Origin of the sequence: Microvirga solisilvae, assembly GCF_022808595.1 — a bacterium.
In the GTDB taxonomy this organism is placed as follows: Bacteria; Pseudomonadota; Alphaproteobacteria; order Rhizobiales; family Beijerinckiaceae; genus Microvirga; species Microvirga solisilvae.
The window spans coordinates 514,768-532,158 of the sequence record NZ_JAKUCN010000003.1; the positions used below are offsets into that span (position 1 = coordinate 514,768).

Consider the following 17,391-nt stretch of genomic DNA (forward strand, 5'->3'; position numbering starts at 1 on the left):
AAAGCGTGACTGTGTACCTATCTCGGAGCACTTGCGATGATGCTTGTCCGGACGCTGTTACTTGGCTGCGTAGCGTTTATTTGTACTAGCGCCCAGGCCGCCGACCTCCCCGCAAAGAGTGCAGCCCCGGTCGAATATGTCCGCGTATGCTCCACTTATGGAAATGGGTTTTTTTACATCCCCGGTACTGAAACCTGCCTCCGGATCGGCGGCCGGGTCCGCGCTGAAGCTCTCTATGTCGAACCGACAAACCGAGCCGACACCAGTATCGGCTTCCGCGGCCGCGGTCGGGTGAATATCGATGCGCGCACGGCCACGGCTTACGGGTTGCTGCGCACCTATATCCGCATGGAAATGACCCGGAATACCGGTGCCTACGGCTTCAGCTCCACGACTGCCAACATCAATCAGGCCTACGTTCAGTTTGGCGGCCTGACGGCGGGTCGCGCAGTTTCGTTCTTCACGGATCCGAACCTTCCAGCCCCGAATTTCGGAGATCTGCGTTTCGATGATCCGTCGGTCGCAGAGGTGAACCTGTTCGCCTACACGTTCTCCTTCGGCAACGGTTTCTCGGCGACCCTGGCGCTTGAGGATGGAACCGAGCGCAGGGTCAATAACGAGCTCGACTTCCCCTTCTTCGGAGCAGGCAGCCCGTCTCCTGTTTTCGCGCCGATCCCCTTTACTTATGGCGGCGAGCGGATGCCGGATGTCGTTGCCAACATTCGCTACACGGGCACCTGGGGCGGTGTTCAGCTCTCTGGTGCCCTGCACCAGATTCGCGACGTATCGGCGGGCTTTACCACCGTTGGCGGCGTGACGGTTCCTGTGCTCAATCCCATCACCAACCTGCCCAATCCTGCCTTCGCAGATACGGATTACGGCTTTGCGATCGCCGCACACGGCTATGCGAATGTGCCGGCCCTCGGCGAGGGCGATACCGTGTGGATCTCGGCAACCTACACGGATGGCGCGATCGGCTATCTCAATGCCGGCCAGGCGGGCGCGATCAGCAACGGTTTCATCAGCGCAGGCACTCTTGCACTGCCGTTCACCGATGCCTTCGTCGATCCCTTCACGGGTGATTTCAAGACGAACAAGGCCTATGCTATCGCCGGTGGTCTCAATCACAATTGGACGCCGACGGTCCAGACAAACATCTTCGGTTCCTGGATGCGCTTTGATGCGCCCGGCATCGCTCAGTACACGATACCGGCAACCCCGGCGACAGTTGCCGCGGGCACAGCCGGCACGACCACAGGCCTGGTTGATTTCGATGAGTATCGAGTCGGTGCCAGCGTGATCTGGACACCGGTCAAGGATTTCCTCATCGGCGTCGAAGCGCTCTATATCGGAGTTGATCCGCGTGAACGTGTAGCCACGCCCATCACGACGGCTTCCGGCGACCCTACGGGCACTTTCCGGGCAACCGGACTGGAATCAACATGGGAAGGCCGCCTCCGCGTCCAGCGCGATTTCTGATCGGCGTGTTGCCAGCAGCTTAAGACAACTTCAACGGACATGGCATAGCAGCCTGATCACCGGCATAACCTACTTCGCCGCTGGTCAGGCCCATGCCGTTCGTTGGCATACGACGCCTTGGAGCAAATCTTCCTCTGATGGGAAGAAGCAAAACCCGAAGACGTCGCAGCCTCATTCCTTACCCGCGAAAGCGCGGGAGCTTTTCCCCTGCTTCGATGCGGAAAGGAAGTCTGTTCTCGGCTGGGGGTAGGGGGCAGGTCGCAAAATCGGTGAACGCGCAGGGCGGGTTGATGGCCTTGTTGAAGTCCAGAACGATCTGGCTTCCATCGATCTCGCCGGTTAGGAAGCGGCTTGCGCCGTATGTCTCATGGCCGGATGTGGCATCCCGCAGAACGAACATGGGAGCCGTCTCGGTTCCGTGCGTCGGCCAGAGTTCAATTTTGCGTCCGTCGCGATTGAAAACCGCCTTGTGCGTGACAAGAACCGTATTCGCCGTGCCGATGATGCTGTCTACCTCGAAAGGTTGTGGGGTCTCGAGCGCGACCCAATCGGCGACGATCCGCCAGGAAGGATCGGCTGAGAAACGGGGAATGTCCATGAAGTCTTGTCTGTTGCGGCTGCCGCTGTCCACGATGCGCAGCGCTTTGCGGCCGTTGCGCTCGATGACATAGAAAGAGACATCTCCGATCGCAGCCAGGGTCGGGGCTGCCGGATCAGCGGAGAGTGTGGCCTCCTGACAAGCCTTGCCGTCGATCGTGCCCTTCGTGTCAGGCTCGAATCTAACGGTGACGGAGCCACTCTCGTTCAAGGTGACTGTTCCGGCCGATGATGGAATGTTGGCAATGACGATATCGCTGTCGGATGACGAGCCGAAATGCCAGGTTCCGCGCTCCAGCCACGACAGCCCGACGACGCTGAGCCATCCATCCGGCTTCGTGAGGGTGGTGAGGCGCTTCTCGTGCCAGATTTCAAGCGCTGATGGGTCGTATGTCTGAGCCGACATGATTGCTCCGAGAAAGATTGTGCTGCCGAAACGCGCTGGCTTCGGGAATGCGCGGGATCGCGGCGAACAAGTCTCGCGTATAGGCATCGCGCGGATTCGCAAAGACCTCTTCGACGGGGCCTTCTTCGACAATGCGGCCCGCATGCATCACCAGCACGCGGTCGCTGACATGGTGAATCACCCCGAGGTCGTGCGAGATGAACAATATTGTCAGACCGAGTTTCTTCTTCAAATCGTCCAGCAGGTCGAGAACCTGCGCCTGCGTCGAGACATCGAGGGCGGAAACGGGCTCGTCGCAGATCAGAATCTCAGGTTCCATGGCCAGGGCGCGGGCAATGGCCACGCGCTGGCGCTGGCCGCCCGACAATTGACGCGGCCGGCGGGGGAGATGTTGATCGCTCAATCCCACCCACGCCATGAGTTCGGTGGCGCGCGCGTTCCAGGCGTTCTTCGGCAGCCCCGCAAGCTCGAGCGCCTCGGCGATGATGTCGATCACGCGGTAACGTGGATCGAACGAACCGAGCGGATCCTGTGAAACGAGTTGGATGCGCGGACGTAGGCGTCTTCTCTCGCTTTCCGTCAGGCGAGACCAAAGCGCGCCTTTGAGCAGAACCTCGCCTTCATCCGGCGATTGAAGCGCCAGGAGAAGTCGAGCAAGTGTTGTCTTGCCGCTGCCGGATGCTCCGACAAGGCCGAGAGTCTCTCCTGTGCGAAGCTCAATGCTCACCCGGTCGACGACGAGGCGCTTGCCGAGCCTCTTGATCAGGGACGTTGCTTCGAGTGCCGGCTTGTCGGCACGGGGCGACGGTTCAGATAGAGCTTGAGAAGATGTGTCGAGCGCCAGCTTCTTACCGCGAGTGGAGGCAGACGGAATCGCGGCGAGCAGGGCGCGTGTATAATCCGCTTGAGGATCGGTGAAGATGCGCTCGGGCGTTCCCGTTTCTACCACCACCCCATCCTTCAGAACGATGATGTGGTCGGCAAGCGAAGCGACGACGGCGAGATCATGCGAAATGAGGATAAGGCCTGTGCCTTTTGCTTTCATGTCGCGTAGCAGGTCGAGAACCTGCGCCTGCACGATGACATCGAGCGCCGTCGTCGGTTCATCGGCAATGAGGAGGGCAGGGCTCGCGGCAATGGCCGATGCGATCAGGGCGCGCTGGCGCAGGCCACCGGAGAGCTGATGCGCGAATTGCCCGATACGCTCTTGCGGGTCGGGAATACCGACCGATGACAGGAGATCGATAACCTTCTGGCGCACCTGCACGTGGGGCAAGCTGACATGCTGCGTCAGGGCTTCCGCAATTTCAGAGCCGATGGTTTTGAGCGGATCGAGAGAAACCAGCGCGTCCTGCAGCACGAACCCGACATCACGGCCTCTCACAGAGCGCCATTGCGACGGCGAGAGACGGAGCAGATCCTTCTCTCCAAGACGCAAGGATTTTGCTGTGACGGCTGCATTGTCGCCTGCAAGGCCGACCAAGGCGCGTGCCGTCACCGATTTGCCGGAACCGGATTCACCGACGATGGCGACGCATTGACCGGCATCGACGGAGAAGCTCAGGCCCCGAACGGCATCCGTGCCGGGGAATGAAACTTTCAGGTCTTCGACTGTCAGAAGGCTCATGGTTCAGGCCCTGCCATCCGAAAGCGCCTTGAGATAACGGCCGAGAATGGTGGTGGAAACGACGGTAAGGGTTGCGAAGATTCCAGGAAACACGCCGATCCACCAAGCCTTGCGCAGATAGCCTTGCCCTTCGGCCAGCATCAGGCCCCATTCCGGTGTCGGAGGCTTCGGTCCGAGACCGAGATAGCTGAGCGCCGCCGAAGACAGGATGGCGCTGCCGATGCCGAGCGTCGACAGCACGATCAACGGGCCGATGGTGTTGGGCAGCACATGCTTTATCAGCGTCACCGAACGTCGTTGGCCCAGGATGAGGGCAGCTTCCACGTAGCCGGATTGGCGCACCACGAGCACCTGCGAGCGCACGATGCGCGCATAGCGTGGGATTTCCGCGATGGCGATGGCGAGAAGCACGTTCATGCTGCCTTTGCCGATAAGCGCAACCACCGCCATGGACATGAACAGGGCGGGAAAAGCGAGCAGGACGTCGATGATGCGCATGAAGGCCAGGTCAACCGCACCGCCCGCGCTACCGGCGATCAGGCCGACCAAAAGACCCACCGTGACAGCAATGAGTGTGGCGCCAATGCCGATGGAGAGTGAATAGCTCGCGCCATGCACGACGCGAGAAAAGATGTCGCGTCCGAGCTGATCCGTGCCGAACGGAAACTCCGGGGATGGCGCACGCAGCGAATGCAGCAGGCTCAGCTGGTAGGGATCCTTCGGCGCGATGAGCGTGGGAAACAGCGCGCACAGGACGAGGAAGGCGACGACAAAAGTTGCCAACACGACACCGATGGGAATGCGTCGCCAAGCCGATAAGGGCCGTGCCGGTGACTTCGCAGCGGGATCGATGAGTTCTGAGGAGGAAGGATTCATCGGGATGAGACACGCAAGCGTGGGTCGACCAGCCTGTAGAGCAGGTCGGCGAGAATGTTGAGAGCGACGAAAACGAAAGCCACGAAAAGCACGATTCCCATCACCACGGGAATGTCGTGGTTGGTGATCGCTTCAAGGGTGATGCGCCCAAGCCCCGGGCGTCCGAAGACCTGTTCCGTCACGATGGAGCCGGCCAGAAGGCCACCGAAGGTTTCCGTGCTGATCGTGATGGCTGGGATGAGCGCGTGACCGAGCGCATGTTTCCAGCGGATCGCCCATTCAGAAAGGCCGCGCGTGCGTGCGGTGAGAATGAAGGGCTGCTCGAGCGCCCGGTCCATCTCTTCGCGCATCACCTGGCTCAGGCTCCCGAAGACGGCGATGGAAAGGGTCGCAACCGGCAGGACGAGGGAGCGCCAACCGGCATCGGCCACCACCGGGAAAAGCTGCCATTGGAACGAGAAGAACGTGAGCAGAAGAATGCCGACCCAGAGAACCGGCGTCGAAACGCTCAGGAGTTCGAACGAAGACAGCGCACGGCGCAGCAGGCCCGGACGTCCCGCCGTGAGAAGAGAGGCAAGGAACGCCATGGCGACGGCAGCAAGAACGGCAAGGGAGGCAAGCGTCAGCGTGGAACCGATTTCGCTGCCGATGATCGAAGCCACGGTGCGGCGCTGCTGATAGGAGATGCCGAGATCGCCCTGTGCGATCCGCGTGACGAAGCGCTGGTATTGCACCAGCACCGGTTGGTCGAGACCGAAATCGGCGCGGATGGCGGCGCGCAGTTCCGGCGTGACGGAGGAATCCGCGCCGTAGATCACCTGCACCGGATCGCTTGGGAAGAGTTGCAGGACGGCAAAAGCCAAAGAAGCAGCGGCCCAGAGGACCGCTGCTCCCGCGAGAATGCGGATAAAAAGCTCTCTTGCGATGTGCAAGACCGATTCCTTACTTCGAGAGCCACACGTCGTAATAGGAACCGATCTGGCCCGAGGTTCCGAACGTGACGCCTTGAACCTTCTTGTTGGCTGCGAGAAGCACCGTGGGGTTCGCGATCGGGATCAGATAGACCTTATCGTTGATGATCTTTTGCGCGGTCTTGTAGGCGGCGATCCGCTTTTCGCGATCCGTCGTCGCAAGGCCGTCCGCAAGGGCGCGATCAAGATCGTTGTCCTTCACGAAGCCCCAGTTGGTGTTGCCCTTGTCCCAGGTCTCGGTGGAGTAGAACGCTCCGTAGAGCAGGTTCGGCTCGCTTGCGGCCTGCGACGTGTCGACGATGTCGTATTCGTTCGCCTTGAAGCGTGCATCGGCCGTGCCAAAATCGACTACGTCGCGGATATAGTCCACGCCGATGGCGGCAAGGGCTGCCTTGAGGCCCTGCGCGTAGAGATCGCGCTGCTGGTTCGTCCACGGAGCAGCCGAAATGCCGCGTAGGGTGAGACGCTTGCCGTCCTTCACGCGGATGCCGTCGCCGCCGGGCTTCCAGCCGGCTTCGTCGAGGAGCGTCTGCGCCTTCTTGGCGTCGAACTTCCAAGATTTCTCAAGCGATGCGTCATAGCCGGTGGCAACGGCAGGCGTGAGAGCCGTGTAGGCTGGAGTTGCGGTGCCGAGGAACACGGCATCGATGAGACCCGTATAATCGACGCCGACGCGCAGCGCCTCACGGACCTTGACGTCGTTGAGCGGTGCCTTGGACTGATTGAGCCAGAACGACCAGGGAATGCCCGGCTGCTGCGTCTGCAGGAGTTTCAGGTGCGACTTCGCCTTGATGTCCTCGATGGAGATCGCGGGAACACCCGTTGCGATATCGGCCTGGTTCGATTCGACGGCGCCGACACGCACCGAATCTTCCTTCAGGAACCGCAGCTCGACCTTGTCGAGATAGGCCTTGCCCTCATGCGCGGCGTCCTTCGGACCCCAATTGTAATCGTCGTTGCGCTCAAACACGAGATCGCGGCCCGGGGTGCGGGAGAGAACCTTGAACGGCCCTGAACCTGCAGTGATAGCGGGGCCGCCCGCGCAACGCTCCTCCTTGCTGTACTTCTGGATGGAGGCGGGCGAGATGAAGCCGAGGGCAGGCTCGCTCAGATCATGAAGCAGCGGGCTATAGGCCTTGCGTAGTTTGACGGTGACGGTGCTGCCATTGGCGGAGATCGCCTCGATCGGGGCGCCACCGGCCTTCTTCACGTCGAGCCAGCGCTGGAGGTTGAAGCGCACGGCTTCCGCATCCAGCGGCGTGCCGTCGTGAAACTTCACGCCATCGCGGATCGTGAAGGTGTAGGTGAGCTGATCCTCGGAAATCGTCCATTGGTTCGCGATCCAAGGATGGAATTTGCCATCCAGGCTCTCTGAAACCAGGCGGTCGTAGATGCTCTGCAGGGCCGTCTGCGTATTGCGTGACGTTCCCTCGATCTGATCCAGGCAGAGCGGTTCATAGGTGACGACGCGCAAGGTTCCGCCAGATTGCGGCGTGCCTTGCGCGAAGCCGGAAGAGGGGATGAGAGTGAGCGCGGATGACGCCCACAAGGCGAGGCCGGCCTTTCGTGCGAGCCCCGCGACAGAATCGAACCGCGCCATGTTGTTGTTCTCCGATAATGGGTTGGCGGCTGCGAACGAGCCTTTGACATGAAGAGGGAAAAATATTCTCCCGGTTTTTATTCATGTCAATAGGTTTTGTTCTTCATAACGAACAAAATGCTGTAGGGCTGTTCGGCGGCGATTTCCGAGAGCAGATTGCCTTAGGCATAAAATAAGGAGGGAATTGGCCTCTCATTCTGTCTGGAGGCTGTATGATTTTTTGCTAGGTTTTGTTCTTAAAAAAGAACATTTCAAGTGGCTGGGCTGGAATCCTAGGGCGCGCTGCAATGTGTCATGCGCTCTTGATGCTCTCAAAGGTCAGGTCGAAGCGCAGCAGGTATTTGCGCAGGCGATCCGCGTCGTTGCCGCTGCTCTTGTTCAATCGCGAGACGGCGAAAAGCTCTCGTCCGGCCGCGCTCATCGATGAGCTCTCGCGGCATATAGCAATCACTGTTGCCAGTTGAGCGCGGTCGAACAGGTCGATGGCCTTACTACGCTCAGTGCCGAGCACTTTTTCCAGAAGCGCCTCCGGGGCCGATTTGCTCTTGGTTGGCGACCATAATCGTGTCAGGCGCCCGATCTCGTCCCGCACGGTTTCTTCATTGATCCGCCCTTGCGGTGCCAGCGTTGCCATACGGGTCACCGATGCGGATAAGTCGCGGAAATTTGCGCGCCAGAGGGCCTCCGGCGCCATGGCGAATTTCAGATAGAGCTCGCGCGCCTCCTTGTTGAAAGTCACGTTCTGCCCCTCGCGTTCGGAGAAGCGGCGCAGCTCAAAGGCCAGGTTCGGCTCGATATCTTCTTTCCGATCTTTCAGGGCCGGCAGCTCGAAGGTCCATAAGTTGAGCCTGGCAAACAAATCCTCGCGAAACCGTCCTTCGCTCACATCAATGGACAGATCCCGATTAGTGCCGGCAAGAAGCTGGAAATCCGAGGTTACGTCTTCGTCAGCACCGACCGGAAGGAAACGCTTCTCTTCGATGGCCCTCAGGCACATCGCCTGCTCATCCGGCCCCAATTCGCCAATCTCATCGAGAAACAAGATGCCTTTGTCGGCGGATTTCATCAGTCCGCCGCGGGCTGCCTGCGCACCTGTAAAGGCGCCTTTGACGTGGCCGAACAGGGTCGACATCGCCTGATCTCCGCGCAAGGTGGCGCAGTTTACCTCTATGAAAGCGCCCGATACCTGATGTTGTGCCTTCTTCAGCTCGTAGATGCGTTTTGCCAGCTGCGACTTGCCTGCGCCTGTCGGACCAGTCAGCAGCACTGGTGCGCGCGAGCGGATCGCCACCTTCTCGATCTGGTCGATCATGGCGTTGAAAGCGCGGTTGCGTGTCGCGATGCCGGATTTCAGAAAGGACGTTGCCTCCTCATGCTCGGCGGCAAAACGCGTGGCGATAGCGTCATAGCGCGACAGATCGAGGTCGATGATCGAATGGGTGCCGGAATAGTCGTCGCCTTCACGATTCTTCGGCGGTGACAGCTGCAGGAGCCGAGCGGGGATGAAATGCGCTTCGGTGAGCAGGAACCAGCAAATCTGAGCCACATGCGTGCCGGTGGTGATGTTGACGAGATAATCCTCGCGTTCGGGATCGAAGACATAGGAACGGGCGAAGCCGCGCAGGCTCGTATAGACCTCGCTGAAATCCCAGGGGTCTTCCATTTCAATGACGTGCGATCTCACTTCCGTTCCTGGGGAGACCTGCGCGATATCGTCTATGACCTGCCTCGCAAGGCTGGCAGAACCCGACCCATGAATAAGTTCGAGCCGATCGATGAAGAGGCCTGGCTGCTGGCATAGCGCGATCGTGGGGCGCCAGCGCTGCCAGCGATTATGACGGCCTGCGTCCAGCGTGGTGCCGAGAAAGCCGATAGCGACGCGTCTGCGCATTCCAGATTATCCATTTTTATAAACGCTATATCCTTCGATATCAGTTTCTAGGAAAGTCTTCAACGGCGTCGCCAAGAGACGAAGCTAGTGGGAGATATTTTTATTAATAAAAACGGCAGCTTAGCTTTTTCTTTCGTCAATTTTTTCTTCTCCTGCTCAGCTTGGCACGGAACTTGCTCAGAAGGCGGCGTGAACAGAAGGAAGAGAACCATGGCAAACAAATCCGTGTTTGCGACGATCAAGGGAAAGCTGCTCCCGCGTGCTGACGCCGTGAACCATGAGGGCGCCCAGGCTTACAGCCTCACGCCCCATCAGGCTCTGGCACAGCTGGCATCGACGGGAACGTTCAACGCGACCTTCTATGCGGATACGCGGGAGCAGCTGGATCAGGTTTTGAAGCTTGCCTGGCAGGTCGAGCCGGAGTTCCTCGCCAAGACCGCCGTGCATGCCTATGAAACCGGTTACATGAAGGACATGCCGGCACTGCTGCTGGCTGTGCTTTCGATGATGCAGGGCCATGATTTCGATCTCGCCTTTCGACGCATCGTGAAGAACGGCAAGATGCTGCGCAACTTCGTCCAGGTCATGCGCTCCGGCGCGACTGGTCGTAAGTCGCTGGGAACGCGCCCGAAGCGGCTCGTGCTCGAATGGCTCGAGCAGGCGTCGGATGTAGAAATTCTGCGGGCTACTGTCGGCAACGATCCGTCGCTGGCCGATGTCGTGAAGATGGTGCATCCCAAGCCGAAATCGGCCTCGCGGGCAGCTCTTTACGGCTATCTCATCGGCAAGCCACATGATGTACTGGCGCTGCCCGACATGGTGAAGGCCTTCGAAGCGTTCAAGCGCGATCAGACGCTGCCGGTGCCGGATGTGCCGTTCCAGATGCTGACCTCGCTGCCGCTCACTCAGGCGCATTGGGTTCAGATCGCGGAGAAGGCCGGTTGGCAGATGCTGCGGCAGAACCTCAACACCTTCGCGCGCAACGGCGTGTTCGAGGTCGAGGGCTTTGCCGAGAGGCTGGCGACGCGGCTGCGCGATCCCGAGGAAGTGCGGCGCTCGCGCGTGTTTCCGTACCAGTTGATGGTGGCCTTCAGCACCGTCGATGCGGGAGTTCCCGAGGTAGTCAGAGACGCTTTGCAGGATGCGATGGAAATCGCGCTTGCCAACGTGCCGAGCATCGAGGGCCGCGTTGTCGTATGCCCGGACGTGTCGGGCTCGATGAGCTCGCCCGCGACCGGCTACCGCAAGGGCTCCACCTCGGTGGTGCGCTGCATCGATGTGGCTGCCCTGGTGGCGGCTGCGCTGCTGCGACGCAATCCTACCGCTCGGGTGCTGCCGTTCGAGAACGACGTGGTCGATATCCGCCTCAATGCGCGCGATACAGTGATGACCAATGCGCAGAAGCTTGCCGCGATTGGCGGAGGCGGAACGAATTGCTCCGCGCCGCTGGCCCGCCTGGTGAGCGAACGCGCCAAGGTCGATCTCGTGGTGTTCGTATCGGACAACCAGTCCTGGGTGGATGCAATTGGTCATGCGCATCAGGGCACGGCGACGATGCAGCAATGGCAGAAGCTCAAGGCGATGAACCCTGGGGCGAAGCTCGTCTGCATCGACATTCAGCCCTACACGACGGCGCAGGCCAAGCCCAGTGCTGACGTGCTGAATGTCGGCGGTTTTTCCGATCGTGTCTTCGACGTGATCGGAACCATGCTGTCCTCCAAAGGCGACCCGGATCACTGGGTGCGCACGATCGAGGCGGTAAAACTTTGACAAGGGTCCCGGCGGAAATGCCGCCGGGGCCATGAGAGAAGAAACTCGGATAAGGCATGACGAATGCCGATGGAACTACAGGCTGTTACCCTCCAGGTCGCGGGTTCGAATCCCGCCGGGTCCACCATCTGCGGGCCCGTAGCTCAGCGGTAGAGCAGGTGCCTGTCGTAAGGCAGGCGATGTTTCATCACTCTTGTCGTCATGGCCATTGCCGGAATGAAACGAGGTAAGGAAGGAAAGGAAAAGACGCGGCGAATGCCGGACGGAACTACAGCACGTACCATAGGAATGTTCGCGAGGTTCGACTCCTCGCCTTGCAGGCGCTCTCTGGCACGATCGGGGCATTCCGGGTTTCGTCCATTCTTGTCGCCGCGGCATTGCAAATGGCGAATGCAGGCAAGACTACAGGTAGCGCGCCCGCCATCAGGCGGGAGGTCGGGTGTTCAAATCACCCCTCTGCTCTCAAGAGCGGAGTAGCGCAGGTAAAAAATGTCTTGCCGTTTCTGGTCGCCAGGTCGGCGGGCGGATGCATGTGGGACTACAGGTGAGAGCGCCTGCCTCGCAAGGGGCAGGAGGTCGGGTGTTCAATCCATCCCTTCCGGCAACAGCAGGAAGTAGCTCAGTCAAAGTCTCGCAACAATCTCGCCGCCCGTTGTCGGGAAGGGAATGAATGCTTGTCGGACTACATTGGTCCATGGCGGTTCGAATCCGCTCGGCTACCCTTGGGCGGCCGACAGTCTGGCATCAATCTTGTCATTCCTTTCTGCCGGGAAACGGATGCAGGTGGGATTAAGGGCAGACGCAGCCCGCATCTGCAGGTGTCTGACAGGCGTGAAGGTTCGTGTTCTTCCTTCGCTGATCGCGAAGTGGCGGAATAAAAAAGTCTCGCTGTTCCTTGCCGTCGATCGGTCAATGAACAGCAATTCGGGAAACAGGAAGATGGGTGAAGTTTTGGTTTTGAGTGGACAGGATTTGATTGACGCCGGAATGGCGCAGGGAAAGTGGTTCAGCAAGGCGCTGAGTGCTGCTAACGCCGTGCTGGAAGGCGGGGGCTCCTTTGAGGAGGCGCTGGCGACCGCGCGCGGCTTTGAGCCGCCTCCGGCGCGCGCGCTGCACGCACCGGATTCGATGCCGCTTCATCTCAATATCGAGGCGGAGAACGCCCATGAGGCCGCCAATGTCGAAGCCGTCACACGCACGATGCGCGAGCTGATGCGCACGCCGGTCGTCCGTGCAGGTTCTGTCATGCCTGATGCCTGCCCTGCTGGTCCCGTTGGGACGATCCCCGTGGGCGGTGTCGCCGTGTCTGAAGGAATCCATCCTGGCATGCACTCCGCCGACATCTGCTGCTCCATGGCGATCTCCGTCTTCCCGGGCGTGGCACCGGCCGCGTTGCTCGATGCCGTGCAGGCGGTGACGCATTTCGGCCCGGGCGGACGGCAGCGCGGACAGCAGATCCGTCCGCCGCAGCACGTTGCCGAACGCATCGACGCCAACCCGTTTCTGCGCGACGTGATGAGCGCTGCGATCGAGCATTTCGGTACTCAGGGAGATGGCAACCATTTCGCCTATGTCGGCACGATCAAGTCGACGGGAGAAACGGCGCTGGTGACGCATCACGGCTCGCGCGGTCCGGGAGCGCGTCTGTATGCGAAGGGCATGAAGGTCGCCGAAGGCTATCGTAAGCAGCTCTCTCCCGAGACGCTGCCGCAGAATGCCTGGATCCCTGCCGACACAAAGGAAGGCGAGGATTATTGGGAAGCGCTGCAGACCATCCGCGCCTGGACGAAGGCCAACCACATGCTGATCCATGATCTGGCGGCGGAGCGCCTGTCCGCGAAGGTCGCGGATCGCTTCTGGAACGAGCACAACTTCGTCTTCCGGCGCTCGGATGGCCTGTTCTATCACGGCAAGGGCGCAACGCCTGCCTTCGACAACTGGGCCGACGATGCGACGGATCTGACGTTGATCCCGCTCAACATGGCGGAGCCGATCCTGATCGCACGCGGCAAGAACGCGCCGCATGGTCTTGGCTTCTCACCGCATGGTGCGGGGCGCAACTTCTCGCGCAGTCAGCACCGGCGAATGCAGGCGGGTCGCAGCGATGCTGATATCTTCGCTGAGGAGACGAAAGGCATCGATGCGCGCTTCTTCTCAGGCGTCACCGATATTTCGGAGTTGCCGAGCGCCTATAAGAACGCCGCAGCGGTGCGTCGTCAGATCGAGCGTTACGAGCTGGCCGACATCGTCGACGAGGTGTTGCCCTATGGCTGCATCATGGCTGGCGATTGGGAGGCGAATGCACCCTGGCCCAAGAAGAAACAGCAGCGCTCGTAGCATGTGAATGCTGGAGCGGTCGGACAATGCGAGTGCGCCTTCATGCTCAAGGCATGAAGACGCATCCACATAATGGCTCAGACTCCAGGATCAGCCCTGCAGGGGCGCTGCTACGCCGGCAGGACGATCACCTTCGTCTTGACGGGCGTACGGTCGTACAGGTGCATCATGTCCTGAGTAAGGAGGCCGACGCAGCCGCTTGTGATGCCGTTGCCGATCGATTCCGCATCGAGGCTGGCATAGATCGTGTAGAGCGTGTAGGCGCCGTTCCGATAGAGATAAAGCGTACGGGCGCCGAGCGGATTGTCGAGGCCACCCGGCATGCCGCCGGCCCATTTGGCCGCCTCGGGCTGACGCTTGATCATTTCCCTCGGTGGGGTCCAAGTCGCCCATTCGCCCTTGCGCCCGACATAGGCCTCTCCGCTCCACCGGAACCCGTCGCGGCCCACATTGGCGCCGTAGCGGGTGGCATTTCCGTCTTCCTCGATGCGGTAGACATAGTAATTGCCGGGATCGACGATGATCGTACCGGGCGCCTCTTTGGTCTCGTAGCGAACGGTCCGGCGATAATATTTCGGATCGACCTTGCTGACATCGATCGCCGGGATCGGGAACTTCTCATTGGGCACCGGACCATAGACCCTCGATGCCTCGGCGGCGCTCATGCCGTCGGATACGCAGCCCGCGAGCCCCAGTGCGCCTATACTGGCGGCCGAGCCGGCCAGAAACGATCGGCGGCTGAGAAAATTCGCTCGCTGTTCGAGCAAAGCATCCCCGTTTGCCTTGCCGGCATCGGCAGTCCTATCGTCCATGATCATGGTCTTTTCCCTTGTCTATTGCCCGACGAGAAAATAGTCCGGCAACCACCCGCTGAACGTCTTGTTGAGTTGAGATTGCCGTCACACGGCCCGGTTGACAAGCCCAAGTTCCCGCTGTGCGGGGTTGGCTCGATTGCGACCAATGCTGCAGCCAGTCTCTGTGCTGAAGGGTATTGAAGGTTTTTCAAGCTTGAGCGGCAGTGTGACCCGTAGTGAGGAATTCCTGTCCACGCAGGCGGGTCTGGATGGGCCATTCACCGCCGAGATTGCCTGGCGGTGGGACCAAGGTCCGCTTTGGGCATACACGTTGATATCCTGAAACGATCGGCTAGTGGACTTTGTCTGCGAAAGCCGGTTGTCTAGGCTGCGATGCGTCAGTACTCGGCACAAGATCGGTCATGATGAAGCGGCTTCCATCGCTCAGCGCTCTCAAAGCCTTTGAAGCCGTAGGGCGGACCCAGAGCGTCCGGGCTGCGGGTGAAGAGCTTTCCATCAGCCCGACGGTCGTGTCCCGTCACTTGCACAACCTGCAACTCGACTTAGGAATCGATCTGGTGGAGCCGAGCGGACGGGGGCTGTCCCTCACTCCGACCGGTCAGGCATTCCACGCTCAGATCTCGCAAGCATTCGGGATTCTTCGCCAAGCAGTCAAGGATATTCGTCCTCAGCAGCGGGAAAGCCTGAACATCTGGTGCATTCCCGGGATCGCCAACCGACGTCTTTTGCCTCGGCTGTCGGAACTTCAGGAGCGCCTGAAAACCCTTGAGATCACGCTGCAGCCGACTCTGTCGCGCCCGGACTTCGGGCGCGGGGAGGCCGATGTGGAGATTGTGTATCTCGCTGAGCTCCAAACCGCCCATAACCTCCAGGCGACATTGCTGGCGCAGCCACAAGTCTTTCCGGTGGCCAGCCCTTCGTTTCGGGCTCGTTATCCAGGGCTCTCGAAGCCCTCTGATCTGCTGGGCCTCCCGTTGATTCATGAGGAATCGACGCATCAATGGGAGAGGTGGTTTGCTAGGGCGGGCGTTACAGCGGTCCCACCTCTTCGGGGGTCTCGCCTTTGGCATGCGCATTTGGCTGTGGAAGCTGCGTGCCTGGGGCAGGGGATTGCCCTCGCGAACCGGTTCCTTGTGGAAGAGGATCTAAAGACAGGACGGCTCGTCGAGATCGTCCCATCCGATGTAAGGCTCGGCGGGTACTACTTGATTGCTCCAGCCGGGCATTGGCGCGATCCCTCTATTTTGACGTTGCGCAATTGGCTGACAGAGCTGCTGGACGAGCATGCAATTGATGCATCTGATGCAACAATGAGGACAAATAGCTGATTGTTGAGCCTGGTTAGGCCAGCTTAGCCTGCGTTGCATCAACACAGGTGATAGGGCCATGGCTACGAACTCCGCTCTTCTATCCCGCCGCAACGCCGCTGTCGTGCGAGGGGTCGGTCACGCGACGCCTCTCTCTGCCTCCCGCGCACGCAATGCCGAACTTTGGGACGTTGAAGGCAGGCGCTATGTCGATTTCGCCGGAGGCATCGCGGTGCTCAATACCGGTCATTGCCACCCCAAGGTCATCGCGGCCGTTCAGGAGCAGATGACGCGCTTTACGCATACCTGCTTCCAGGTGGTGATGTACGAGCCTTATATTGCCCTTGCCGAGCGTTTGAACGCTTTGGCTCCTATTCCTGGGCCGCTCAAGTCCGCGCTCTTCACCACAGGCGCCGAAGCGACCGAGAACGCAGTGAAGATCGCTCGCGCCGCCACCGGGCGCTCGGGCGTGATCGCTTTTACGGGCGGCTTCCATGGCCGCACGGTTCTGGCCTCGGCTCTCACGGGTAAGGTCGTGCCGTATAAGAAGGGATTAGGACCGGCCCTTCCCGAGATCTGGCACGTTCCATTCCCGACGCCACATAATGGCGTGACCACCGAAGACGCCCTGAAGTACCTGGATTTCATCTTCAAGGCGGATGCCGATCCGTCCCGGATTGCGGCCATCATTGTCGAGCCTATCCAGGGCGAGGGCGGGTTCCATCAAGTTCCGGCAAGGCTCATGCATGGTCTGCGCCGGGTCTGCGACGAGCACGGTATCGTCCTTATCGCCGATGAAGTGCAGACGGGCTTCGGCCGCACCGGCAAGATGTTCGCCATGGAGCACTACGACGTGTCTCCCGATTTGATCTGTGTCGCCAAAAGCCTCGCCGGCGGCTTCCCGCTCTCGGGAGTGATTGGAAAAGCCCCGATCATGGATGCAGCCGATCCCGGTGGGCTCGGTGGAACCTATGCGGGCAATCCGCTGGCCTGTGCTGCGGCTCTGGCGGTTCTGGATGTCTTCGAGGAAGAGAAACTGCTCGACCGGGCTGACGCTATCGGCCAGCGCCTGCGCTCCTGGCTTGAAGGGGTTCAAGGCCGCAACGATCTTTTGTCCATCGCCGATATCCGTGGCCCAGGCGCGATGGTGGCGTTCGACATCGTCAAGGATCGCGCCAGCCGCGAACCTGATCCTGTGGCAACCAAACAGGTTGTCCAGCGAGCCTATGAGAACGGCCTGATCCTTCTGTCATGCGGCACCAACGCCAACACGATCCGTATCCTCGTGCCGCTGACGGCAGAAGATGCTGTGATCGATGATGGCCTGAGCATCCTGGAACAGGCGCTCGCTGCTTAAGGTCTTGCTCAAGCGAATTATCCATTTCCCTCGTAAGTGCCCTCTCAGCTCCTGCCGAGAGGTTCTTTGAAAGGGGAAGCTGACGTAGAAGAAAGGAGTCTTCATATGACTGCCCATACGAAGACCGCTGCCCGTGTTCCTGCTCTGAAGGACCCATCTTTGCTTGTTTCGCGTGCGTATGTGGCAGGTGAATGGGTCGATGGCGCCAAAACCCTTCCCGTCACCGATCCCTTCGACGGCGCGCTCATCACCCATGTGCCCGATCTCGGCCCCGAGGCTGCAAGCCAAGCCATCGCCAAGGCCCACGCGGTCCAGAAGCAATGGGCCCAGCGCACCGCCAAGGAGCGCAGCGTCATCC

The 17,391-nt window shown here is 60.2% G+C and carries 13 protein-coding genes; 6 read left to right on the forward strand and 7 right to left on the reverse strand.

The features are described from left to right. Positions 1-39: 39 nt before the first annotated feature. Entirely contained in the window at positions 40-1,479 is a 1,440-nt protein-coding gene (locus MJ639_RS09610; protein ID WP_243370969.1) for a porin, read from the forward strand. A 178-nt stretch (positions 1,480-1,657) separates the two neighbouring features. On the opposite strand, the gene MJ639_RS09615 is transcribed toward MJ639_RS09610, so the two are convergent. The 6 genes from MJ639_RS09615 to rtcR all read right to left on the reverse strand — a co-directional run bounded on the left by MJ639_RS09615 (position 1,658) and on the right by rtcR (position 9,447). Further along, positions 1,658-2,482 carry a DUF1684 domain-containing protein gene (locus MJ639_RS09615; protein ID WP_243370814.1) on the reverse strand — a complete coding sequence of 275 codons (825 nt, stop codon included), beginning with the start codon at positions 2,480-2,482 and terminating at the stop codon, positions 1,658-1,660. Then, positions 2,448-4,109 carry a dipeptide ABC transporter ATP-binding protein gene (locus MJ639_RS09620; protein ID WP_243370817.1) on the reverse strand — a complete coding sequence of 554 codons (1,662 nt, stop codon included), beginning with the start codon at positions 4,107-4,109 and terminating at the stop codon, positions 2,448-2,450. The genes MJ639_RS09615 and MJ639_RS09620 overlap by 35 nt, the downstream gene beginning before the upstream one ends. Positions 4,110-4,112: 3 nt before the next feature. Beyond that, positions 4,113-4,985 carry an ABC transporter permease gene (locus MJ639_RS09625; RefSeq protein WP_243370820.1) on the reverse strand — a complete coding sequence of 291 codons (873 nt, stop codon included), beginning with the start codon at positions 4,983-4,985 and terminating at the stop codon, positions 4,113-4,115. Beyond that, positions 4,982-5,917 (reverse strand): ABC transporter permease, encoded by a 936-nt coding sequence (locus tag MJ639_RS09630; RefSeq protein ID WP_243370823.1) that lies wholly within the window; start codon positions 5,915-5,917, stop codon positions 4,982-4,984. The genes MJ639_RS09625 and MJ639_RS09630 overlap by 4 nt, the downstream gene beginning before the upstream one ends. A 10-nt stretch (positions 5,918-5,927) precedes the next feature. Beyond that, positions 5,928-7,556 carry an ABC transporter substrate-binding protein gene (locus tag MJ639_RS09635; RefSeq protein ID WP_243370826.1) on the reverse strand — a complete coding sequence of 543 codons (1,629 nt, stop codon included), beginning with the start codon at positions 7,554-7,556 and terminating at the stop codon, positions 5,928-5,930. 292 nt (positions 7,557-7,848) lie between these two features. Then, positions 7,849-9,447 (reverse strand): RNA repair transcriptional activator RtcR, encoded by a 1,599-nt coding sequence (rtcR, locus tag MJ639_RS09640; RefSeq protein ID WP_243370838.1) that lies wholly within the window; start codon positions 9,445-9,447, stop codon positions 7,849-7,851. 210 nt (positions 9,448-9,657) lie between these two features. Between rtcR and MJ639_RS09645 the strand changes: the two genes are divergently transcribed. Then, complete coding sequence (locus MJ639_RS09645) at positions 9,658-11,217, forward strand: vWA domain-containing protein (RefSeq protein ID WP_243370840.1); 1,560 nt, start codon at positions 9,658-9,660, stop codon at positions 11,215-11,217. A gap of 957 nt (positions 11,218-12,174) precedes the next feature. Next, positions 12,175-13,554, forward strand: coding sequence for an RtcB family protein (locus tag MJ639_RS09650; protein WP_243370971.1), 1,380 nt, complete (start codon positions 12,175-12,177; stop codon positions 13,552-13,554). Positions 13,555-13,664: 110 nt separating this feature from the next. On the opposite strand, the gene MJ639_RS09655 is transcribed toward MJ639_RS09650, so the two are convergent. After that, the gene (locus tag MJ639_RS09655; RefSeq protein WP_243370843.1) at positions 13,665-14,372 is read right to left on the reverse strand and encodes a L,D-transpeptidase family protein; all 708 of its coding nucleotides are present in this window, start codon (positions 14,370-14,372) and stop codon (positions 13,665-13,667) included. 398 nt (positions 14,373-14,770) lie between these two features. Here MJ639_RS09655 and MJ639_RS09660 point away from each other — a divergent pair, with 398 nt between their 5' ends. The 3 genes from MJ639_RS09660 to MJ639_RS09670 form a co-directional block, all read left to right on the forward strand. Continuing rightward, positions 14,771-15,697, forward strand: a complete 927-nt coding sequence (locus MJ639_RS09660) for a LysR substrate-binding domain-containing protein (RefSeq protein WP_243370845.1) — start codon at positions 14,771-14,773, stop codon at positions 15,695-15,697. A 58-nt stretch (positions 15,698-15,755) separates the two neighbouring features. Beyond that, positions 15,756-17,033, forward strand: coding sequence for a 4-aminobutyrate--2-oxoglutarate transaminase (gene gabT, locus MJ639_RS09665; protein ID WP_243370848.1), 1,278 nt, complete (start codon positions 15,756-15,758; stop codon positions 17,031-17,033). A gap of 105 nt (positions 17,034-17,138) precedes the next feature. Beyond that, positions 17,139-17,391 (forward strand): aldehyde dehydrogenase family protein (locus tag MJ639_RS09670; RefSeq protein WP_243370854.1); only part of this gene is annotated, 253 nt, incomplete at its 3' end.

Coding starts and splice junctions, on each gene's coding strand:
- MJ639_RS09610 (WP_243370969.1), top strand. CDS start 40: ATGCTTGTCCGGACGCTGTTACTTGGCTGCGTAGCGTTTATTTGTACT.
- MJ639_RS09615 (WP_243370814.1), bottom strand. CDS start 2,482: ATGTCGGCTCAGACATACGACCCATCAGCGCTTGAAATCTGGCACGAG.
- MJ639_RS09620 (WP_243370817.1), bottom strand. CDS start 4,109: ATGAGCCTTCTGACAGTCGAAGACCTGAAAGTTTCATTCCCCGGCACG.
- MJ639_RS09625 (WP_243370820.1), bottom strand. CDS start 4,985: ATGAATCCTTCCTCCTCAGAACTCATCGATCCCGCTGCGAAGTCACCG.
- MJ639_RS09635 (WP_243370826.1), bottom strand. CDS start 7,556: ATGGCGCGGTTCGATTCTGTCGCGGGGCTCGCACGAAAGGCCGGCCTC.
- rtcR (WP_243370838.1), bottom strand. CDS start 9,447: ATGCGCAGACGCGTCGCTATCGGCTTTCTCGGCACCACGCTGGACGCA.
- MJ639_RS09645 (WP_243370840.1), top strand. CDS start 9,658: ATGGCAAACAAATCCGTGTTTGCGACGATCAAGGGAAAGCTGCTCCCG.
- MJ639_RS09655 (WP_243370843.1), bottom strand. CDS start 14,372: ATGATCATGGACGATAGGACTGCCGATGCCGGCAAGGCAAACGGGGAT.
- MJ639_RS09660 (WP_243370845.1), top strand. CDS start 14,771: ATGATGAAGCGGCTTCCATCGCTCAGCGCTCTCAAAGCCTTTGAAGCC.
- gabT (WP_243370848.1), top strand. CDS start 15,756: ATGGCTACGAACTCCGCTCTTCTATCCCGCCGCAACGCCGCTGTCGTG.